This window comes from Cognatishimia sp. F0-27 (assembly GCF_020667845.1).
Lineage (GTDB): Bacteria > Pseudomonadota > Alphaproteobacteria > Rhodobacterales > Rhodobacteraceae > JAFMPQ01.
This window is the reverse complement of record NZ_JAFMPQ010000021.1, coordinates 54,680-76,555: the sequence shown is the minus strand read 5'-3', so window position 1 is coordinate 76,555 and position 21,876 is coordinate 54,680. Positions and strand designations below refer to the sequence as shown.

The following is a 21,876-nucleotide window of genomic DNA, read 5'->3' as shown; positions in this document are numbered from 1 at the left end:
GGGGATAAGTCTTGAACAGATCCGCCACCACATGATGCAGTGTATTGCCGCTCTTGGTCAAGATGTTGTGGTAAGTGCCCATGGCCGAGTCGCATCCGTGGCGCATGCGCCACAAGCAATCATTCTTCCCTTGATCCTCTGAGAGGCCCGGTTCTCGGGCGCAAGCTGCGCTTATTCTCGCGCCGCCTGCCAGCCATGCGGGTCGTTGAGAAAAGCGCTGACCTCGTCGAGAACCGCATTGTGGCGCGCCGGCGCGGCCTCCAGAACGTCCCACCACGTGCACAGGTGATGCAGCGCAACGCCGTGATCGCCAAGGGTCTTTTCGGTCTCCGGGAAGATCCCGTAGTAAAAGATCACCGCCGTGTGAGCGCACTCCGCCCCGGTCTCGCGGATCGCATCCACAAAGCTCAGCTTGGATCCGCCATCGGTGGTCAGATCTTCCACGAGGAGCACGCGCTGGCCCTCGGTCATGACCCCTTCGATTCGCGCATTGCGCCCGTAGCCCTTCGGCTTCTTGCGCACATAGCTCATGGGCAGCGCCATCCGTTCCGCCACCATCGCGCCGAAGGGAATACCCGCAGTTTCACCCCCTGCCACGTTGTCGAACGCCTCAAAACCTGCCTCCCGCATCACCGTCACGGTCAGAAAATCCATCAACGTCGCCCGTATGCGTGGAAAGGAAATCAGTTTGCGGCAATCGATATAGACCGGTGATGGTTTCCCGGATGCCAGCTTGAAGGGCGCCTCGTCCATGAAGTTCACCGCGTCGATCTCCCACAGCATGGCTGCCGTCAAACGCGCCATTTCGGCCTTGTCGGGAAAGCTGGTGGGGATCATGGCTTCTCGTCCTTCTTGCGCTGGCAGCGTCACGGCGCGCCGCCTGAGGTTTCTTTGGGCGTCAAATATCCCGGGGGAGTCGCCTTCAGGCGACGGGGGCAGCGCCCCCATCGGCAACCTGCCAATGCAGATCCATCATCGGATCGAACAGCGTGATCGGTCCCGCCTCGCAATCGATTTTGGCGGGATAGGCCACGGGTCTGCCCCGGCGCAGGGTAATCCGCGCCGCGTTGGGCTCCAAACCGTAGAACGCTGCCCCATTGAGCGCGCAAAACGCCTCAAGCCGGTCAAGCGCGCCTTCTTGTTCGAAAACCTCGGCCAGGATCGACAGCGTGTTGCTTGCCGTGAAGCAGCCGGCGCATCCACATCCGGTTTCCTTTGCCGCATCCACATGCGGCGCGCTGTCGGTGCCGAGGAAAAAACTGGCCTCGCCCGAGGTTGCCGCCGCACGCAGTGCCAGGCGGTGGTGCTCCCGCTTGGCGACGGGCAGGCAATAATAATGCGGGCGGATGCCGCCGACGAGGATCGCGTTTCGGTTGATCACGAGATGATGCGTGGTGATTGTGGCGGCGAGACTGTCCCCTCCGTCGCGCGCATAGGCCACGCCTTCGGAAGTGGTGATATGTTCCATGATCACTCGCAGCCCCGGCACGGCGCGCCGCATCGGGTCGAGCACGCGGTCGATGAAAACGGCCTCGCGATCGAAGATATCGATATCGGCATCGGTCACTTCGCCATGCACGCAGAGCGGCACGCCCGCCTCCGCCATGGCTTCCAGCACCGGTCGGACGCGGTCGACGTCCCGCACGCCGGAGGCGGAATTGGTCGTGGCCCCCGCCGGGTAAAGTTTGACCGCCGTGATCAAGCCCGTGCGATGGGCGGCAACCACATCCGCGGGATCGGTCTGTTCTGTCAGGTAGAGCGTCATCAGCGGCTCGAACGACGTGTCCGAGGGCAGCGCCGCCATGATGCGGTCGCGGTAGGCGCGGGCATCGTCGCCGGTCACCACGGGGGGCACCAGGTTGGGCATGATGATGGCGCGGCCGAAATGGCGCGCGGTTTCAGGCGCAACGGCGCGCAGAACGGCGTCATCGCGCAGATGCAGGTGAAAATCGTCGGGGCGGCGCAGCGTGATCTCTTCCATGAAGCGCGCGTTAGCACGCCGGCGCGATTCAGACCAGACCCGTGCACCGCTGTGGGCTGCGCTTATCGGTCGCCATCCCTGTATTCCGGCGGCTCGGCGTTCAGGGCGGCAAGGCGGCGGCGGAATCGCGGCGCATCCATCCGCGCGGTCACGTTTTCGCACAGCATGCGCGCCAGCCTCGGTCGCTCCGCTTCGTCGAGCTTGGCCAGCAGGCGGCGCAGGTAGGGCGGATGGGTGCGGCGGCGGCGCATCAGCGCGGCAAACCGTTCGACACCGAGACGATCCTCGGCCAGAGCGGTCAGCAGCTCTGGCAGGATCTCGAGCGTCAGCAGGTCGGATTGCAGGGCGCCGCCCATGAAAGGCAGACGGAACCGTGCCACGTTCGGCCGAGCAAAAAGCGCGGCGTGCATCGCGTCGAGCGGTTCATGGGGGTCGTAGAGCACGGCCGCCTGCATCGCGCCGTCCAGCATGTCCGGCGCATACCCGTATCGCGAGGTGAAATCGCGACGGCGTTGTTCGGCAAAGCGGTCATCCCACTCGGTCAGACGCGGGTCGAGCGTTGCCTGCGGTTGCAGCACCAGCACGCGCGCCCCGGGTGAGGATACCGAATAGGCGGCCGCCGCGTAACCGCATGGACCGGCGCCGTAAAACAACACGCGTTCGAACTCGTCGAAAAATCCGTCATCCTGCAGCTGGTCGAAAAAGGCATAGACCTCGGGGGCGCGAAACCACGTATCGCCATGGCTCATGATCGTCAGCGAGGACCAACCTTGCGTCGTCAACATCTCGAACCCGTAGGGGGTGCGCGTATCCGAAAGCGCCTGAATGCCGCCCATCGTCTCGAAGCTCACCAGCAGCGTGTCGCCTTCCTCGACGAAAAACGCGGCATGTTCCGCTCCGAGCGGTTCGGCAAAGCCGCGTTCCTGTCCGATCGTGCGCAGCGCGTTCAACCAAGCCGATCGCGACAGTTGCGACAGATCGGGCGGAAAGGCGGCGGCGGTTTCGGCGGTCATGCCTGGTGTCCTTTGTGCGGGGCGCGGACCGGAATGCACCGGTCTGGCCTTTGAGTGATGCCCGAGAAATCCGGCGAAATTGCGCCAAATACGAGGACATTTCGCGCGATCGCTCCGCAGCCGGCACGCTGGTCGCACTCTGCCGAACGCCCGTCACGATTGCGCGGCAAGTGTTGCGCTTTGACTCCTGGCTTGCAAGGCCCGCGCGGTGAGTTCGGCGCTGAGCCGCGCCGGAAGGGCGCTGGAGGGGGGCGTGATGAGCAACCGGGCAAAAAGTGCCTGCCAGGGTTCGTCCTCCAGGAGTTGGGCAAGCCGGGTGTGCCGCCAGTCCACGGCCGCCTGATGGCGCCGCGCCAGTTCGGGATCGCTCGCCAGCGTTGCACGCTGTCTCGCCACAGCCGGGGCCAGCGCCGAAATGCTGTGATCGTCGTCACAGCACCAGTTGCGCTCGACCCAGTAATCCATGCCGATGCGGTCCGCCTGATGGACAGCGCGGCCGCGATCTGCCTTGAGCAGAAAGCTCTCCATCGCGCCGAGCGGGTAGTGATTGAGTTGAACGAGGTCATAAGGCGCGCTGCCCGGAGGGGTGAAGACTCGGCCGGTTCGGAAAGCCCCGGGCAAGGGGCGTCCGGCACCATCCACCCAGCGCGCCTTGGTCACACGGGCGGGGTCGGGCGCGCGCGGCCTGTGCACCCCGAGTTTGCGATACAGCCCGTTGTTGCGATACAGCGTCTTGAAGAGCGACGCGCGCCAGGGCCAGGCCAGCGTCAGCGGCGCGGCCCGGGTGAATTGCCCGGAGACCGGCGTATCGACATAGCGGATTGCACCGCCATTGCCGAAAAGCCGCCATGTCATTGCCACTGCATCGACCGCGCCTTCGGACCGTCCGGGGTCGCGCGCCGCAAGATGGGAGAGCAGGGCACCGATGCTGCGGTCGCCCACGTGGATATTGATGAATTCATCGATGTCGAGGGTGATGAGCCACTCTGCTTGCTGCACGGCACGGGTTCGCGCGGCCTTGCGCAGCGCCGTGAACTGGATCCCGCGTTGGCCGTAGGGCGGCTCGTTTTCCACATGGGTCACGATCCCGAGCCGATCCAGACGCCGCAGCATCGCATCGCTGCCGTCCTGGCAATTATTGGACGCAATGACGAAATCGGTGACACCACAGGCGCGGTGATGGGCAATCCAGTCAAGCAGGAACGCGCCTTCGTTGCGAATGCACATAACGGCGGTGACCCGGGGCGCCGGCACTGGCCGGGTGTTTGCTGCGTGCGTTTTTGCCTGGTGCGCCGGTGTTCGTGCCGCGCGCGCAGAGGCGGAAACGCCGTGCCCGGCGGCACATAAACCATCCGGCGGGGCGCTTTTTGCCGGTGCGGGTTTGTGGGACCGGGTCATGCGGTGAAACGGCGGGCCGGTATCTTCGACCCGCGCGTCGTGGCGCGTCTGTCCACATCGCATCCGGCCATGGCTCCGCCCATCGTGTTGGCGCGGGCCAAGCTTTCTGCCGCGTCGGGCCGAAGGACCGCACCCCACGCGTCGATGACATCCAAAGGGGCGGCGGCCCTTGGTTCGGCATCGTGACCCATGTGCCACAATCCCCGCGCGGCGTGCGCCCGCCATGGACCAGGTGCCCGACCATGCAGTGCATGGCGTTCATTCGCACGACGCGCGGAATTGCCGGGCGCTCGCCGGATCTGCGACGCAGTCCGTGCCGGACCGGGGCGCGCGCAGCGCGGCGACGTCTCTGTGGCCGGGGCGGCGCGACCGGCATGGGTGTCATGGCATCCAATGCGCATCATCAGGACCATCGGTCAGCTTTCGGGATCAAGGGCAAGCGCATAGGCCACACGTTCGGTCGCCGTCAGATCGAGCGCCATCACCGTTTCGCGCAACGCGGCAAACTCTGACTGTGCGCGCAACGCACGGGCCTTTTCGGCGTGCCACCGCACACCTGCGTCGTGCAAGGCGCGCAGCGTGTCATCGGCCATCAGCGGCGCAAGGTCTGCACGCATCCGCGGCAGGTTGCGCTGAATGGACAGGTCCCGGTGGTCGGACCAATCCATCCGCACCCAATAGTCCAGACCGATATCGCGATCCACATGCAGCGCGCGCCCGCGCTGGCGTTTTATCAGGAAGCTGTCGATCGACCGAAGCGCGTAATGGTTGAGCTGAACGAGCTCATAGCCGACGGTCCGGGCGGTGCTGCGCCAGCCGGTGCGCAGCGTCCGGTCGGTGATGTCGCGGCCCGAGCCATTGACCCACCGCACGCGCGGCGCGGCGCCGGGGTTCAGCTTGTTCGGCCGATGGCAACTCATCCGGCCATAGGCACCGATCGGGCGAAAGAGGGTCTTGAATCCCCAACTCGTGTGCGGCTTGGGGCAATAGGCGGGGGCGGCCTGCGTGAATTGCCCGATCACGAAACGGTCTTCGAACCGGTCGACGCCGCCATGACCAAAGAGCCGCCAGGTCATCGCGATATGCGTGGCACCCGGCATCGCGGCAAACAGATCGTCGAGCGTGCCGTTGCCGCAGCGCACGTTGACGAATTCATCGACGTCGATATGCGCCACCCATTCCGCATCGCGCACCACGGGTTCCTGCGGCGCAAGATCGAGCGCGTGTTGTTGCGGTGAGCGCCCTTGCCAACGGCTGTTGTCGCGGTGGTGCAGGTGGCCGAGCCTGTCGAGGCGCGCAAGGATCGCATCCGTCCCGTCGCTGCAGTCATTGGTGTAGACCAGCATGGTGTCGAAACCGATCGCCTTGTGATAGGCCACCCATTCGAGAATGTAGGGCGCTTCGTTTTTCATGCAGGCGACGATCACGCGACCGGATGTCTCCGGCTGCGGAGGGGGCGGGATGCGCGGCTCAAAGGGCGTCAAAGCGTCCGGGCCCAGCGTTTCGGTCTTTGCATCGGGACGGTTATGCGGTTCGAAGCGCGACCCCAGAAGCGACGCAAACCGCGTTTTGGCGCGCGCCGGTAACAGGGCTTCGGCGGTTTCGGACAGCGTCTGCGCCGGTTTGCCGGGTTTCCGGGGGGCGCGATCCGCGCGCGCGGCGCGCAAGGCGCGGTCAAGACGGCCCTGAAACGCGCAGAGATACTGGGTCGGTCGAAAACCGAAGCCCGGATCGGATTCCTGCCACGACGCAGCGGGCGGTTCGGGCGCGATATCGGCCAGCGACAGGCCGGGATGCGTCACCGCCAGCGCGGCGAGATCCGCTGCGAACCGTTCAGAGACCGCATGGAGCGCTCCTGCGTCGGCGGGCGGCTCGGGAAGACGCATCTCTGCATAGAAATTGCGCGCATCGGCACGAGGCAGCACGCCCCCTTGCAACGCTTGATAGCTTAGAAACAACGGGTTGAACCGACGCCACCGGCTCAGAGTTTGCGGGCCGGGGATTGCGGGCTGCGGGTCGACTTGGGTCTTGCCGATATTGGCATCAATGCCAAACAGCTGCCGCACGGTCTGCGTGGCCTTGTCGCCGCAAAAGGCGTCGCTGGGGCAGGAATGCACCGTCACGGCGCCGCGTCCGAACACGGATTCCCAGAAGCGGACGAGCCCCTTGGTGTCGAGCCATGCATTGGCGCTCTGGATTTCCGGAAAGAGGCCGGGCCATGGAGCCCGCGCGGGCCGGGTGTTCAGGGCGGCTTGCCGGAAATTTGGCGCGTCCAGCAAGGACAACTCCAGTGAAAGGCCCCGGAGCCGCCCATCGAGCAGTTGCGCCGCATAGCGCGCCAACAGCATGCGCGCCGGGTCGTCAACAAGGCAGCGGATCCGGATATCACGCGAGAAGGGCCGCAGAAAAGCATGCAGCCGGTGCAATTCTTCCTGCGTTATCAGGCCGGTGCCAAGCTGATGCGCGGCGAGGATCATGCTTTGGGGTTGCGCCTTGGAAACGGCTTTGTGCAATCGCGTGCGGATATCTGCGCGCAGCGCCGCTTGCGCATCGGTGGACGCATAGCCGCGATGAAAGCGCAAGGCGTCAACCGCATCGGAGTCGGTCATGGCGAGGAACAATGCGGTGTGGTTGCGCGTGCCAAGACCGCGAGGCACGAGGATCCCCTCTGCGGCAAGCCGATTGCGCTTGTCTGCGAGCACCTGCTGCACCGCCTGGCACAGACCCGCGTCAGGCCCGATCAGGATCTGGATCTGCATCACACGCCCGCCTGTTGCATCGTCGTCCCGGAGGTCGCATTGGCGATCCCCCACCAGGGAAGGACAAGCCCTGCATGGGCACCAAGCCGGTCGGCGGCATCCGGGTCCGCCACATCGAGCCGCAGGTAATTTGCGTCGCCGGCAAAAAGCCGGTCGAGCGTGCGGTAATGGTCCTCGATCCAGCGCAATCGATGTCCGCGCAAATGTCCGAAACCGTGGGGCAGACCCGGGAGCGCCGCCGCCGGAATACGCGCACGGCCAAGGTCGCCCCACCTGTCCATGCTGGTGCAGATCGCCTCCGGTTTGCGCCAGGTGGCCACGAACCGCAGGTCGGGGTGTTGTTGGCGCATGGCATTCAGGATGGCCGGATCGCCTTGCGGCCAGAAACACGCCTTTTCGGTCAATACGCTGATTTCACTGAGCGCATCAAAGCCCTGCAATCGCACCAGCGGGTCGCCGGAGCCGAAATACCCCTCATAGATCTGTCGTCCGACAAAACTGCCCGCGAGCTCAGGATCGCGCGTTTGGCGCCGGCGGAGCCTATGGTCTGCAACCCGCAATCCGGCGCTGCGCAGCGCCTTGGCCAACGTTGTGGTGCCGCTTTTGGGCAGACCCAGATTGACAATCCGGATCATGCCTCGACCCCAAGGCGTTGGGCCAGGGCGCGCTCTGTCTCCGGCACGGTGGGGAGCGTCCTGAGCGTGTCATACAATGCGCGATACGCTGGTTGCGCCAACAATTCAGCGCAGCGCGCGCGGTGCGCTGCAACACAGGCAGCATGGCAGGCCGAGATGGCCGGGTCCGCTTTGAGCGCGGCAATGGCATCGCGCAGGGCTGGGAGGTGCCTCTGGATGCTGGGATCTTCCCAGGACGCATCGTTGCGGAGCTGCCAGTACGCGGTGTCAAAGCGCCGTCCGGCGCGGTTCACGTCACCCCTGTCAGATTTGACAAGGTAGCTGTCAAGCGCGCGCAGCGCATAGTGGTTGAGCGTTGCAAACTGCCGCGCCCCGCGCGCCCGGAATGCCCGGATGCGCCGCTTCGTCGCGGCGTGCAGGAACCGCTCCGACACCGGGCGACCGGAGGCATCGGTCCAGCGCGGCAAGGCGCGCGCGGCCAGCGAACGGCGCAGGAATGGCCGGTGCGCGCCGAAATAGCGCAGCGGGAAGCCTGTGCGCGTGAGTGTCTTGACCTCGATCGCGGCCTCCGCGCCGAACAGGTCGGGGTTGTGCGTGCGCGTGAATTGACCAATCACCGGCGCGTCGACAAAACGTGTGACCCCGCCATTGGCAAAGAATTGAAAGTTGATGGAAATGGCATCAGGCGTCCCGCAGGCTCTCACAAGGTCATCGATGCGATGCGCGCCTGTGTGGATGTTCAGGAACTCGTCGACATCGGTGATCCAGACCCAGTCAGCCGCGCGCAGGCTCGGATGGGTCGCGGCATGTTTGAGCGCCTCCATCTGGTAATGCCGCCCGGAGGCGGGATTGGGCACGTGAACCAGCGCGATCCTCTCCGCCAGAGCATCGAGCAGGGCCGTGCTGCCGTCGGTGCAATCATTGGAATAGACGAGAAAATCCGTGACTCCGATCAAGCGGTTATACGCAACCCATTCAAGCAGGAAGGGCCCTTCGTTCTTGATACAGGTTACCGCAACGACGCGCAGAGGCGGCGACCGGTCCTGCGCCAGTGTCTCGCGATTCGGGGTCGTCTTCGGTGTGGTCACGGTGTCTCCCTGACGGCGCGCGCCGTCTCATATGTCGTGATTCCCGTTTATGCCCTCCAAACCGTCAATCTTTGGCAAAGACGCGGCAGGAATTGCGACCATGGCACTGTTGACCCCGCTGCGCGGGGCTGGCACCCGTGCAAGATCAGGAGGACCACCATGACCGTACCCGCATCCATCGACGCCGTTCAGAAAACCCTCTCGGAGACCGGCTATGTCTGTGGGCGGGCTCTTGCGACGGTCGTGTTTCTGTCGCTGAAACTCGGCAGGCCGCTGTTCCTCGAGGGCGAGGCGGGCGTCGGCAAGACCGAAATCGCAAAGGCTTTGGCGCAAGCGCTCGGCCGGCGGCTCATCCGGTTGCAATGCTACGAAGGGCTTGACGCATCCTCGGCGGTGTATGAATGGAATTTCCCGGCACAGATGATCGCGATCCGCACCGCCGAAGCCGGCGGGGCGGCCAACCGGGATGCGCTTCAGGCGGAGCTGTTCGGCCCGGATTACTTGATCGAACGACCGCTGTTGCAGGCGATGCGCCCCGACGAACACGGAGCCCCGATCCTGCTGATCGACGAGCTGGACCGCACCGACGAGCCGTTCGAGGCCTTCCTGCTCGAAGCGCTGTCGGATTTCCAGGTCACCATCCCGGAGATCGGGACGATCAAGGCGCCCGAGCCGCCCATCGTGATCCTCACATCGAACCGCACCCGCGAAGTGCATGACGCGCTCAAACGCCGCTGCCTCTATCACTGGGTCGACTACCCGGCCTTCGACCGCGAAGTCGAAATCCTCACCGCCCGCGCACCCGAGGTGGCCGAAACCCTGTCGCGCCAGATCGTGGCCTTCGTTCAAGGGCTGCGCACGGAGGATATCTTCAAGAAGCCGGGTGTCGCTGAAACGATCGACTGGGCCAAATGTCTGCTCGCGCTCGACGTGGTGGATCTCTCGCCCGAGGTGATCTCCGATACGCTGGGCGCCATCCTCAAGTATCAGGACGACATCCAGCGCATCCAGGGCTCCGAAGCCAAGCGCATCCTCGACGAAACCAAAGCCAGGATCGAAACCGCATGACAGCCCTGGCAAGCCGCCACGGCACCCGTGTACCCGGTTTCTTTGGGCCGCAAATATCCCGGGGAGTTTGAGGGGCAGCGCCCCTCATTATAGCAAAAAATGCCTGAATACGCCCCGATCGACATCCCCGAAAACCCGCGGCTGGCGCATAACATCATCCATTTTGCCCGCGCCTTGCGTCGCGCCGGCTTGCCCGTTGGGCCGGGGCGGGTGATCGACGCGATCCGGGCGGTCGAGGCTGCCGGATTCACGGACCGGATGGATTTCTACTGGACGTTGCACGCGTGTTTCGTGAACCGTCCGGAACATCGCGTCGTCTTCGGGCAGATCTTCCGGCTCTATTGGCGCGACCCGCGCTTTCTCGAACACATGATGTCGCTGATGCTGCCTGCCATCCGCGGCGTTCAGGAAGAGAAAAAGGCAGCCTCCGCCGAAAAGCGCGCGGCACAGGCGCTGCTGGGCGACACGATGCCCGAGATCCCCGAGCAAACCGAAGACCAGGAAGACGGCACCCAGATCGAGATCGACGCCTCGATGACGATGTCCGCCGAGGAAAAGCTGCGCAGTCTCGATTTCGAACAGATGTCGACGCAGGAGATCGCCGAGGCCAAGCGGATGCTGGCGCGGCTCACGCTGCCGGTCAAACCGATCCTGTCGCGGCGACGCATGGCCGCCGTGGGCGGGCCGAAGCTCGACCATCGCCGGACGATCCGCGCGGCCCTGCGCCAGGGGGGCGAGATCCGCACGCTGGTAAAGGCCAGACAAAGGCCGCGCTGGCCCAATCTCGTGGTGCTGTGCGACATTTCCGGTTCGATGTCGCAATACAGCCGCATGGTGCTGCATTTCCTGCACGCGGTGGCCAACGAAAAGGGCGCAGGCTGGGCCAAGGTGCATGCGTTCACCTTTGGCACGCGGCTCACCAACATCACGCGCCATCTTGCGACGCGCGATGTGGATGCGGCGCTCAAGGCCGCGGGCGCCCAGGCGCAGGACTGGGAGGGGGGGACGCGGATCGGGCAATGCCTGCACGCATTCAACCGCGATTGGTCGCGCCGGGTCATGGGTCAGGGGGCAGTGGTGCTGCTGATCACCGACGGGCTGGACCGCGACGAGGCCGCGGCCCTCGAAAAAGAAATGGAGCGCCTGCACCTCTCCGCACGGCGCCTGATCTGGCTGAACCCGCTGCTGCGCTGGGACGGGTTTGCGCCCAAGGCGACCGGCATCCGCGCCATGCTGCCTCATGTGGACAGCTTCCGCGCGGGCCATTCCATCGCCTCGCTGGAAGATCTGGCAGAGGCGATTTCCCGCCCCGACGACGCGGGCGAAAAGGCGCGGCTCATGGCCTTGCTCTAGCCGATCCGATCCCGTTGCACGGACGTCGCGGCGCCGGGCGCCGCAGCAACCGCGTCAGGGATGAAACCGGTCGAACAGAATCCGCCCGTCAAGGATCCCGCGCCAGTATTGGCACGGCTCGGGTCGTTGGGTGAAATGGACCCAGACCGTGGCAATGAAGGCGTCGGGGGCCATGAAAAGGATCATGGCATTGATCGAATCCCGTTGCGCGGGTTTGGAAAAATCCATTCTGGCTGTGATGGTCGCGCGGTCGCGGGGATCCAGCGCGGCAATCTGTTGCGAATAGGCAAAATATTCGCTGGTCGCGAGGCAGTTTTCATAGGGGCAAGGGCGCGTTTCGTATAACGCATGCGCAAGTTCATGGTGCAGGACACTGGAAAACAGGCGGTCGCTCGGCACATTCCGGAATGTCCGCAGGTCGTCTTTGGCGCGGTCCAACCCGGCCGGAGAGAGCAGCTCGATCCGGTGCTCCCCGCAGTGATAAAGCCCGACGCACCCCTTTTCGAGCTGGTCGATGACGTCGATCCTCACGAACTCCCAGGTCCCCAGCTTGCAAGCCTCGAAGCGCGCCAGGGAGTCGTCGGTCATGGCACACGTTTCGCGCGCGAGGGCCGCGCTGGGCGCGGTCACCTCCGCAAGCCCATTCTCGCACAGCAAGGACTCCGCCGAGGCGGGAATGGGCAGAATTGCGGCCAACAGTGCAGAAAGAAACAGGTTTCGCATGACGCACGCCTCCACAGTCGACGTTAGACCATTTGGGACCCGCGCGTAAATCGCTCGAAGGAAGCCGTGACTGCGCGCATCGCGGTCCCGCGCGTCGGGTGAAGAGACAATGCCATCGTGGTTGGGGGAGATGCGGGTGAGAGCGTGGCGGCTGGCGGTATCTCGGTTGGTGGTGTTGCAGGTGGCGGTGTTGCGCGTCGAGGCGTTGCGGTCGGGCTCTTGACGGTCGGACCCGTGGCAGGCACCGGCGACGCGGGCCTTGCCGTTGAACGGGTGGCGACTGAATCCACGGCCGTCACAGGCCCTGCGGGCGGGGCGTTACCGTTAGTGGCTCGGCGACCGGACCCATGGCAGGCGCGGGCCTTGCGGGCAGGCGCGCGCGTCGGGGGCGCGATTGCCGGGAGGGGCGCGGGCGGTGGGTTTTATACCGCTGCGCCGCGCCCGTTCAGATCATCATTTCCTTCGTCGCCGAGAGCGTCACATCCGGGTAATCACGCTGCACGCGGTCGATATCCCATTGCAAACGCGTCAGATAAACCGTGCCCCCGTCATTGTCATAGGCGATGTGCTGTCGGTTCGACTGTGCGAATTTCTCCACCGCGTCCTTTTCGCCATGGACCCAGCGCGCGGAGGTGAATTGGGACGCCTCGAAGCGCACGGGCAGGCCGTATTCCATCTCGATCCGGCTGCCCAGAACCTCGAATTGCAAGGCGCCGACAACACCGACGATAAAACCCGAACCGATCATCGGCTTGAAGACCTTCGCGGCACCTTCCTCGGCAAACTGCATCAGGGCCTTTTCGAGATGCTTGGCCTTCATCGGATCGCCGGCGCGGACCGATTGCAAAAGCTCGGGCGCAAAGCTTGGGATGCCCGTGACCTTCAGCGCCTCGCCTTCGGTCAGCGTGTCGCCGATGCGCAGTTGACCGTGGTTCGGGATGCCGATGATGTCACCGGCCCAAGCCTCTTCCGCCAATTCGCGGTCTGCGGCAAGGAACAGCACTGGGTTGGAAATCGCCATCGGCTTTTTCGAGCGCACATGGGTCAGTTTCATGCCGCGGTTGAAGTGACCGGACGCGAGACGGACAAAGGCCACGCGGTCGCGGTGCTTGGGGTCCATATTGGCTTGCACCTTGAAAACAAAGCCGGAAACCTTCTTTTCATCGGGGCTGATCTGGCGCGGGCTGGCGGATTGCGGCTGTGGCTCGGGACCGTATTGCGCAATGCCGTCCATCAGCTCCTTGACGCCGAAACTGTTGATCGCCGAGCCGAACCAGATCGGTGTCATATGCCCTTCGAGCACCGATTGCGGATCGAGGGTGGGCAGCAATTCCCGAGCCATTTCAACCTCTTCGCGCAGCTGTGCGAGTAGATCGGCGGGGATGTGCTGCTCCATGGCGGGATCGTCCAGACCGTTCAGCGTGATGGTTTCAGCCACCTTGTTGCGGTCGGCGCGGTCCATGAGCTCCAGCCGGTCATTGAGCAGATCGTAGCAGCCCAGAAAGTCGCGCCCCATGCCGATGGGCCAGCTTGCGGGGGTGACGTCTATGGCAAGGTTTTCCTGAATTTCGTCAATGATATCAAATGTATCGCGGGCTTCGCGATCCATCTTGTTGCAGAATGTCAGGATCGGCAGATCGCGCAGGCGGCAGACCTCGAAGAGCTTCTGGGTCTGGCTCTCGACCCCCTTTGCGCCGTCGATCACCATCACCGCCGCATCCACCGCCGTGAGCGTGCGATAGGTGTCTTCGGAAAAGTCCGAGTGGCCGGGCGTGTCCACGAGATTAAAGCGGAACGTCTTGAAATCAAATGACATTGCGGAGGCGGACACGGAAATGCCGCGGTCCTTTTCCATCTGCATGAAGTCCGAGCGCGTCCGCCGCGCCTCGCCCTTGGCGCGCACCTGACCGGCCATCTGGATCGCCCCGCCGAAGAGCAGGAATTTCTCCGTCAGGGTCGTTTTGCCGGCATCCGGGTGCGAGATAATCGCAAATGTCCGGCGGCGGGCAATCTCCGGGGGCAGGTCGGGGCGGTTTGTGGGCGTATCAAGCATGGGTGCGAGGTAGCGCGAAAATCGAGCATGCACAATCCATGCACAACCGATGCACAAACCATGCATATCGCAGGTGCAGCATTGCTTGCGTCAGAACGCATAGGTCTGCGCCATGCGACGGCAAGAAAATGACGTGCCGCGAGGGGGAGTCCCAGGAGGGCAGAGCGCGCGCGGGCGGCGCCGCGTTGACGTGCAGGGCGCGGAATGGACTCGCCGCGCGTCGCGGCATGGGCCATGCGATGGTGTATCATGGCGGCAGGGTGGCGCGGATGCGACCGAAGCGGATTGCGCGGTGGCCCCACTTCCCGTAGAGATGGAACACATAGTGAACAAAAAGGATGGAGGATACGATGGATTTGAAAGAGATTGCACAAGCTTTGGTGGAGGGATGTCGGGCCGGGACGGAACTGGACAATCTCGGGCGGCTTTATGCGGAGGACGCGGTATCGGTCGAAGCGATGGATCAGGGCGGCGGGCGCGAGACCAAGGGGCTCGAGGGCATCCGGGGCAAGCACGCGTGGTTCGACAGCGCGTTTGAAATCCACGACTCCAGTGTGGAGGGGCCGTTCCTGCATGGCGATGACCGGTTCGCGGTGATCTTCGACGTGGATGCGAGCGAGAAGGCCACGGGCGAGCGCATGCCGATGCGCGAGGTCGGGATTTATCACGTGGCGGATGGCAAGATCGTGCGCGAGGAGTTTTTCTATAGCTGATCGTAGCTGATCGTGGCTGAGCCCGGCTGACCACAGCGGAGCCGTTGTCGGGGTGATCCCGGCCCGCGATGCGCGATGCCGGGTTGATCACGGTCCGCGATGGTTGTTGTCGGGTTGGTTCCGGTCCGCAATGGTTGTTGTCGGGGTGATCCCGGCCCGCGATGCGCGATGCCGGGTTGATCACGGTCCGCGATGGTTGTTGCCAAGTTGATCCCGGCCCGCAATGGCCGATGCCGGGATCCGTCGCGACCGGCGGATCGCGCCCGCGCGGGCGAGGGGCGGATCGGGAGGGCGATGATCGTTCGCGTGATCCATTGCGACCGGCGGATCGCACTTGCACAGGCGCAGGACGGATCGGGGCGCGGGGCGGCAGCCCGGTCGGGCAGCGGCGCGAAACGGCCGATTGCAACCCTGCGCGATGTCGCCTTTATTGGGCCGACAACACGGACCCGCGATGGGCGGGCGGCATATGGGGAGGAGACCGGATGGATCTTGGAATTCGGGGCAAGCGCGCTCTTGTTTGCGCATCGTCGAAGGGGCTTGGGCGGGGATGTGCCGAGGCGCTGGCGGAGGCCGGTGTGGCGCTGGTGCTTAACGCACGCGGGGCCGAAGCATTGGAGACCACCGCGGAGGAAATCCGCACCGCGCATGGGGTCGAGGTCACGACGGTGGCGGCGGATATCACGACCGATGCGGGCCGTGCGGCGGTGCTGGATGCGGCCGGCACGCTTGATATCCTTGTCACCAACGCGGGGGGGCCGCCGCCGGGCTTGTGGTCGGATTGGGACCGCGATGATTTCATCGCTGCGCTCGACAGCAACATGCTGACACCGATCGCGCTCATGACAACGCTGCTGCCGGGCATGATGGAGCGCGGCTGGGGCCGGGTTGTCAACATCACCTCCGGATCGGTCAAGGCACCGATTCCGCAGCTGGGCCTGTCCAATTCGGCGCGCGCGGGGCTGACCGGGTTCGTCGCGGGGACCGCGCGGCAGGTGGCGGGCAAGGGCGTGATCATCAACAACCTCCTGCCGGGCATCCATGCCACGGATCGCGCCGTGATGCTCGACACGACGGTCTCGAAGGCGCAGGGCATCACGCTGGAAGAGGCCTACGCGCAGCGCACGGCGACGATCCCGGCCGGGCGCTACGGCACGGCGGCAGAATTTGGCGCGACCTGCGCCTTTCTGTGTTCGCAGCACGCGGGCTTCATGGTCGGGCAGAACATCCTTCTGGATGGCGGCGCGATCAACGCAACGCTCTGAGACGATGGCGCGCGGGCCGGACGGGTCGGGCGGCGGGGCGGGTTTCTCGCTGGCCGATCAGCTGTTCAACGATCAGACGCTGGGCGATCTGGCGGCGGAATACGCAAGGCTAGACGGGTTTGACCCCGAGCGGTTCCTCGACACATGCCTGCCGGGGCTCGCCGGCCGCGGCCTTCTGGAGCGGCTGGACTGGATCGCCGATTGCATCGAGGCGCAGCTGCCCCGCGGGTTTCCGGCCATGGCGGAGGCGCTGGAGGCGGCCATGCCCGCGCCGCTCGATCCGACGCGCGAGGATGACGATTTCGGCCGCTTCATTCATGCCGTGCCGGGCATTCTGGCGGTGCGGCACGGGCTTGAAGAGCACCAGGACCGCGCGCTCGACCTGTTGCATCGCGCAACGCAGCGCTTTTCGATGGAGTTTTACATCCGACCCTTCCTCAATCGCTGGCCCGAGGAGACGCTGGCGCGGCTGGATGACTGGGTGCGGGATGACAATTACCACGTGCGGCGGCTGGTGAGCGAAGGCACGCGGCCGCGTCTGCCCTGGGCGCGCAACATCACATTGGCGCCGGAGGTGCCGTTGCGGTTTCTGGACGCGCTGCATGCCGATCCGACGCGCTATGTGACCCGGTCGGTGGCCAATCACATGAACGATCTGTCAAAGATCATGCCGGAGCGGGTCCTTGCGCATCTTGAGCGCTGGCGCGCGGCGGGGGCTCAGAACGCGGCAGAGCTCGACTGGATGATCCGCCATGCGCTGCGCACAGCCGTCAAGCGCGGCGAGCGCGGGGCGCTGGATTTCCTCGGCTTCCGCGCCGGGGCGGTGCGGGCGCGGCTGGCGCTTTCGCCGGAGACGCCGCGGATCGGCGAGGCGCTGGAGATCGCCGTGACGCTGGAAGCGGAGGAGGCGATGCCGGTCATGGTGGATTACCGGCTGCGCTTTGCCCGGCCATCGGGAGAGGCGGAAAAGGTGTTCAAGCTGCGTAGCGCGCGGCTGGCACCGGGCGTGCCGGTCACGCTCCGCAAGGTGCACCGGCTCAAGGCGGATGCGAGCACGTTCCGGCTGCATGCGGGGGCGCATCGAGTCACGGTTCAGGTGAACGGGCAGGATGTCGCGCAGGCCGGTTTCATGCTGCAGCCCCCGCTTGGCGGGTAACAATGCCCGCCACATCCTTGGGTCCGCGCGCGGCGCCCGGCGCCTGCCCGGGCGCGAAGGGTTGGGGGCCCCGTCAGCGCTCCAGCACGAGCCGCCCGCCGGTGATCTCGAGCCGGTCGAAGCGTTGCAGGTAGGTCATTCCGAGCAGGGATTGCCGCATCTCGCCCTCGTTCACATAGGCGCGGAAATCCCGCTCGACAAACGGACCCATGGCCACGGATGACAGGGTCACGGGCGCGGTGCGCACCAGCCCGTTCGCGGTGTTGGCCGAACCGACAAACACCAGATCCTCGGCGTCCAGACCGATGCGGCGGGCATCGTCATATGTGAGCACCATGGCCGTGGCGCCGGTATCGACCACGAACCGGGTCGGCACGCCGTTGATGTCGAGCGTCGCATAGTAATGGCCATCGGGCGCGCGGGGCAGCTCGATGCGCCCCTCCTCGGCAAAGACGGTCTGCGTCGGGAGCACCGTGCGGCGGATGTCTTCCCAGAGACCGAAACCCGCGATCACGCCGAGAAAGATGAAGCCCCAGGCAGCGAGTTGCTTGATCTTGGTGCTCAGCCGCTCGCGCCCCTGGACAAACACCCAGAACACCATCACCCCGCCCAGAAGCGATAGGTAGATCAGGCTGTCATAGGGGATGTCCTGCATCGCGGTCTCCAGTGCTGTTCCGAACAGAGATAGGCACTGCCGCCCCGTTTTCCCAGAGCAGGAGCGCGGCTGGGGGCCTGCCTCTTCAAGACCTGCTGGGGCCATGATGGGGCGGTCGCCGCTGCCCGGAGGCGCGGCTACCGCGCGCGATGACCCCCGCCGGCCTGCCGGATCAAGCCACGGTCTGCGGGCCGCGGTCTATGGGCCCGGCGCACCGGAGCGCGCGGGGTGCGTGGCGCGCGCTGCGTCGACCGCGCAGCACGGCCGGCTTGAGATCCCGTGGCCCTCGGTCCCCCGCATCCCGGCATCGCTTTCACGCCGCTCCCAACCGCATGGACGCGCGCCCCGTCCAACCCCGGGCTTGAGAGAGGGCGACAAGCCGGATGACGATCCGTGGCGGTGGATGTCGGGGCTGGCCGGTGCCGCACAGCGCGCCCGGCGCAGAGGGCCGGGTCATCAGCACCGAAGCGCTTTCTTCACGGCGGCAGGTCCGGGGGCCGAAAGGCCCGTCGGATCCCGCGGTGCCGCCTTCAAGCCGCGGCAAGAGCGGCGGGCTCAGCCGCCCGCGAGGCCCGCGCCAAGGCCATAGTCGCGCAACCCGTCGAGCACGAATTGCACCGACAAGGCCGCCAGCAGCATGCCAAGCAGCCGCGTGACCACGGTGATGCCGGTCCGCCCCAGCGCGCGTTCCACCGGACCCGCAAGCAGGAAGAACCCCATGACGATGGCAAGCACGCCGACCATGACCGCAAGGATCGCCGCGATTTCCGCGCCACTGTCTGTCTGGCCCATCAGCAGGATCATCGAGGCAATGGCGCCGGGCCCGGCAATCAGCGGAATGGCAAGCGGGAAGACCGACGGATCGGGATGCCCTTCCTCCTCCGCCTGGCCCTCGCGGCGCTTCGAGCGGCGTTCAAAGAGCATGTCGAGCGCGGTCAGGAAGAGCAGGATGCCGCCGGCGATGCGAAACGCGGGCATGGAGATCCCGATGAACCCGAGCACCTGCTCGCCCAGGAAGGCAAAAAGCGTCAGCAGCAAGAGCGCAATGCCGCAGGCCCGAAGCGCCACTGCACGGCGGTAGCGGCCCGATGTGCCGGCGGTCAGCGCGATGAAGATCGGCGCGAGACCGATCGGGTCGATCACGACAAACAGCGTGACGAAGGCGGAGATGAGGAAGGTCGTATCCATGCGGTCGGCTCAATCACAGATCCGGGCACCAGGCAACCCACGCCTGATCTTTGCGGCGCTGCGGTTTCTTCTGTCCAGAAATACTCCGGGGGTCAGGGGGCTGGCCCCCTGCGCGCGGAACGCGCCCGCAAAAATGGCCGCAAGGCACGCGGATGTCAGGCGGCAAGCGCCGAGCGGGGCCAGTCGCCGTGGCTGTCGACGATCCGCAACCGGGTGAAGCAGGACCGGTCGAAGAGCCCGTCTTCACGCCCTTTATGTTCGTCGAGATAGGATCTGTGCACACCGGCCTTGTAGGCCGCGGCCATCATCGCGGCGTCATCGGCCCAGAGCGACAGGGTGAAGCCGTCGCGCCCGTCGACGGCGGCGCCATTGACCACATCGCGCTGCAGGTTGCCGGGGTCACTGGCAAAGCTGTCCATCACTTTCATGACGCCGGCGGCAAAGCGCAGGCGGCGCGCCTGTTCGGCTTCTTTATCCGCCTCGAACCCCGGCGCGTCATAGCCCGCGCTTGTGACGATGGCGAGCGCCCCCTCGGGCGGCGTCTTGCTGACGCGCAGCGCGCTGTTTGTCTCGACCCCGTCGCGCCAGTGAACCGCGCCGTGATGGGCATAGGGCACCGCCAGCGCGTGCCAGCTGTCGACCGCATCGGCCATCATCGGGATATGGGCGGCGGGATCGTCGAACATGGCACGCGCCTCGGCTTCGGTCCCGAACACGCCCATCGCCCCCCAGACATCCGATGCAAAGGCGGGCACGCCCGCTTCGGTGAGCCGCATGGCGGGCAGAAGCCACCAGATCTCCGCCCCCGGTGCGGGCGCGATCTCGCGGCCGATGCCCGGCACGATGTCCGCAAACCGCAGGCGATGAAAGGTGACCCAATGATGATCCGACATGGCACGTCCTTTCGATGTCAATACCGAAAGCCTAGCATGCCGGGTGCCGCGCCGTCCTCAGAGTTTTTCGGCGGCGTCGAGCCTCTCCTGCGCGCTCATCCAGAGATCCTCGGCACGGGCCAGACCGTCCATCACCTCGGCATATTTCTTGTTCCAGGTTTCCAGCTCGCCCACGCGGGTGTCTTCGTAGAGCGCGGGGTCGGCGAGCTTTTTGGCCAGCTTTTCGCGCATTTCTTCAAGCTTGCTCACGCGGGTCTCGCATTTGCGGACCTCGGAGCGCATTTCGAGGATCTTGTCGCGTGAAGGGCGCTGTGGTTTGGGCGCGGCGGGTTTGGCGGCCCCTTTGGAGCGCGGCTTTTCCGGCTTGAGCAGCAGCGCGCGATAGGCGTCGAGATCGTCCTCATAGGGTTTCACCGTGCCATCCGAGACCAGCCAGAGCCGGTCCGCGACCATCGACAGAAGATGCATGTCGTGGCTCACGAGGATAACCGCGCCGGAATATTCCGTCAGCGCCTCGACGAGGGCCTCGCGGCTTTCGATGTCGAGGTGGTTGGTCGGTTCGTCGAGGATCAGCAGATGCGGCGCGTCGAGCGTGGCCAAGAGCAGCGAAAGGCGCGCCTTCTGCCCGCCCGAGAGGCGGCCCACCTCGGTTTCGGCCTGGGCGGCCTGAAGCCCGAAACCCGCAAGAAGCGCGCGCAGTTTCGACGGCGGCGTGTCGGGGCGTTCGCGTTGCAGGTGCTGGAGCGGGGTTTCGTCGAGATGCAGCTCGTCGACCTGATGCTGCGCGAAATAGCCGATGCGCAGCTTGGACGACCGGCTCACATGGCCCTCCATGAGCGGCAGGCGGTCCGAGAGCAGCTTGGAGAGCGTGGATTTGCCCTGACCGTTGCGGCCCAGAAGCGCGATGCGGTCGTCCTGATCGATGCGCAGGTCGAGATGGTGCAGAACGCGGGTCTCGCCATAGCCGGTCACACCGCCTTCCATCGAGATGATCGGCGGGGAGAGCGCGTCGGGCTGGGGGAAGGTGAACTTGCGGCGCGCGGCCTCTTCGGGCGCGGCCACCATGTCCATGCGTTCGATCATCTTGAGACGGGCCTGCGCCTGCTTGGCCTTGGAGGCCTTGGCGCGGAACCGGTCGACAAAGCTTTGCAGATGGTCGCGGCGGGCCTGTTGCTTCTTGGCGATGGCCGTGGCCTGCGCGCGGCGTTCGGCGCGCTGGCGGGCGAACTGGTCGTAAGGGCCCTGGTAATAGGTCAGCTTGCGGTCTTCGAGGTGCAGGATGCCGCCCACGGCGCGGTTGAGAAGACCGCGGTCGTGGCTGATGATGACCACCGTGTGGGGATATTTCGCCAGATAGCTTTCCAGCCAGAGCGCGCCTTCGAGGTCGAGATAGTTGGTCGGCTCGTCGAGCAGCAGCAGGTCTGGCTGGGCAAACAGCACGCCCGCCAGCGCGACACGCATGCGCCAGCCCCCGGAATAGGCCGAGCAGGGCTTTTGCTGATCCGCGTCGTCAAAGCCCAGACCCTTGAGGATGGAGGCCGCGCGCGCCTCGGCGGACCAGGCGTCGATATCGGCGAGCCGGGTCTGGATCTCGGCGATGCGGGTGGGGTCGGCCGCGCTCTCCGCTTCGGCCATCAGGCTGGCGCGTTCGGTATCCGCGGCGAGCACGGTGTCGATGAGCGACACCTCGGTGGAGGGCGCTTCCTGAGCCACGCCGCCGACCTTGGCGCGCGACGGCAGCTCGATCTCGCCATTATCGAGGGTCAATTCGCCCCGGATCAGGCGAAAGAGCGTGGTCTTGCCCGCGCCATTGGGCCCGACGAGGCCGACCTTGTGGCCGTCGGGAATGGTGGCGGAGGCGTCCTCGAAAAGCGGGCGGCCTTCGACGGAATAGGCGATGCGGTCAATCTTTAACATGGGCGCGCTCTAGCAGAG

18 protein-coding genes are annotated in these 21,876 nt (G+C 65.4%); 5 read left to right on the top strand and 13 right to left on the bottom strand.

Going from position 1 to position 21,876, the window contains the following annotated elements; genetic code table 11:
• Positions 1-171: 171 nt before the first annotated feature.
• The 7 genes from J1C49_RS12625 to J1C49_RS12595 form a co-directional block, all read right to left on the bottom strand.
• Positions 172-837 (bottom strand): orotate phosphoribosyltransferase, encoded by a 666-nt coding sequence (locus tag J1C49_RS12625; protein WP_227446190.1) that lies wholly within the window; start codon positions 835-837, stop codon positions 172-174.
• Positions 838-922: 85 nt separating this feature from the next.
• On the bottom strand, positions 923-1,981 hold the full coding sequence (gene pyrC, locus J1C49_RS12620) for a dihydroorotase (RefSeq protein WP_227446189.1): 1,059 nt from the start codon (positions 1,979-1,981) through the stop codon (positions 923-925).
• Between the two features lie 62 nt (positions 1,982-2,043).
• On the bottom strand, positions 2,044-2,994 hold the full coding sequence (locus tag J1C49_RS12615; protein WP_227446188.1) for a phosphoadenosine phosphosulfate reductase: 951 nt from the start codon (positions 2,992-2,994) through the stop codon (positions 2,044-2,046).
• Between the two features lie 153 nt (positions 2,995-3,147).
• Positions 3,148-4,221 (bottom strand): glycosyltransferase family 2 protein, encoded by a 1,074-nt coding sequence (locus J1C49_RS12610; protein ID WP_227446187.1) that lies wholly within the window; start codon positions 4,219-4,221, stop codon positions 3,148-3,150.
• Positions 4,222-4,808: 587 nt separating this feature from the next.
• A complete protein-coding gene (locus tag J1C49_RS12605) occupies positions 4,809-7,151 on the bottom strand; it encodes a glycosyltransferase family 2 protein (protein ID WP_227446186.1) in 2,343 nt (780 codons plus the stop codon).
• Entirely contained in the window at positions 7,151-7,786 is a 636-nt protein-coding gene (locus J1C49_RS12600) for a sulfotransferase family protein (protein WP_227446185.1), read from the bottom strand. The genes J1C49_RS12605 and J1C49_RS12600 overlap by 1 nt, the downstream gene beginning before the upstream one ends.
• A complete protein-coding gene (locus J1C49_RS12595) occupies positions 7,783-8,814 on the bottom strand; it encodes a glycosyltransferase family 2 protein (RefSeq protein WP_227446208.1) in 1,032 nt (343 codons plus the stop codon). The genes J1C49_RS12600 and J1C49_RS12595 overlap by 4 nt, the downstream gene beginning before the upstream one ends.
• A gap of 219 nt (positions 8,815-9,033) precedes the next feature.
• Between J1C49_RS12595 and J1C49_RS12590 the strand changes: the two genes are divergently transcribed.
• Both J1C49_RS12590 and J1C49_RS12585 read left to right on the top strand, forming a co-directional pair.
• Positions 9,034-9,942, top strand: coding sequence for a MoxR family ATPase (locus J1C49_RS12590; protein WP_227446184.1), 909 nt, complete (start codon positions 9,034-9,036; stop codon positions 9,940-9,942).
• A 99-nt stretch (positions 9,943-10,041) separates the two neighbouring features.
• Complete coding sequence (locus J1C49_RS12585; protein ID WP_227446183.1) at positions 10,042-11,295, top strand: VWA domain-containing protein; 1,254 nt, start codon at positions 10,042-10,044, stop codon at positions 11,293-11,295.
• A 54-nt stretch (positions 11,296-11,349) separates the two neighbouring features.
• On the opposite strand, the gene J1C49_RS12580 is transcribed toward J1C49_RS12585, so the two are convergent.
• A complete protein-coding gene (locus tag J1C49_RS12580; protein ID WP_227446182.1) occupies positions 11,350-11,883 on the bottom strand; it encodes a DUF6639 family protein in 534 nt (177 codons plus the stop codon).
• Positions 11,884-12,463: 580 nt separating this feature from the next.
• Positions 12,464-14,071 carry a peptide chain release factor 3 gene (locus tag J1C49_RS12575; protein WP_227446181.1) on the bottom strand — a complete coding sequence of 536 codons (1,608 nt, stop codon included), beginning with the start codon at positions 14,069-14,071 and terminating at the stop codon, positions 12,464-12,466.
• Positions 14,072-14,421: 350 nt separating this feature from the next.
• Here J1C49_RS12575 and J1C49_RS12570 point away from each other — a divergent pair, with 350 nt between their 5' ends.
• The 3 genes from J1C49_RS12570 (at position 14,422) to J1C49_RS12560 (ending at position 17,205) form a co-directional block, all read left to right on the top strand.
• Entirely contained in the window at positions 14,422-14,784 is a 363-nt protein-coding gene (locus J1C49_RS12570; RefSeq protein ID WP_227446180.1) for a nuclear transport factor 2 family protein, read from the top strand.
• Positions 14,785-15,269: 485 nt separating this feature from the next.
• Complete coding sequence (locus J1C49_RS12565) at positions 15,270-16,049, top strand: SDR family oxidoreductase (protein ID WP_227446179.1); 780 nt, start codon at positions 15,270-15,272, stop codon at positions 16,047-16,049.
• A complete protein-coding gene (locus J1C49_RS12560; RefSeq protein WP_370639411.1) occupies positions 16,021-17,205 on the top strand; it encodes a hypothetical protein in 1,185 nt (394 codons plus the stop codon). The genes J1C49_RS12565 and J1C49_RS12560 overlap by 29 nt, the downstream gene beginning before the upstream one ends.
• 73 nt (positions 17,206-17,278) lie before the next feature.
• On the opposite strand, the gene J1C49_RS12555 is transcribed toward J1C49_RS12560, so the two are convergent.
• From J1C49_RS12555 to J1C49_RS12540, 4 genes are all read right to left on the bottom strand, one after another.
• Positions 17,279-17,860, bottom strand: coding sequence for a TIGR02281 family clan AA aspartic protease (locus J1C49_RS12555; protein WP_227446178.1), 582 nt, complete (start codon positions 17,858-17,860; stop codon positions 17,279-17,281).
• A gap of 555 nt (positions 17,861-18,415) precedes the next feature.
• Complete coding sequence (locus tag J1C49_RS12550; RefSeq protein WP_227446177.1) at positions 18,416-19,048, bottom strand: MarC family protein; 633 nt, start codon at positions 19,046-19,048, stop codon at positions 18,416-18,418.
• 155 nt (positions 19,049-19,203) lie between these two features.
• Entirely contained in the window at positions 19,204-19,941 is a 738-nt protein-coding gene (locus tag J1C49_RS12545; protein WP_227446176.1) for a hypothetical protein, read from the bottom strand.
• Between the two features lie 57 nt (positions 19,942-19,998).
• The gene (locus J1C49_RS12540) at positions 19,999-21,858 is read right to left on the bottom strand and encodes an ABC-F family ATP-binding cassette domain-containing protein (protein WP_227446175.1); all 1,860 of its coding nucleotides are present in this window, start codon (positions 21,856-21,858) and stop codon (positions 19,999-20,001) included.
• Between the last annotated feature and the right edge of the window lie 18 nt (positions 21,859-21,876).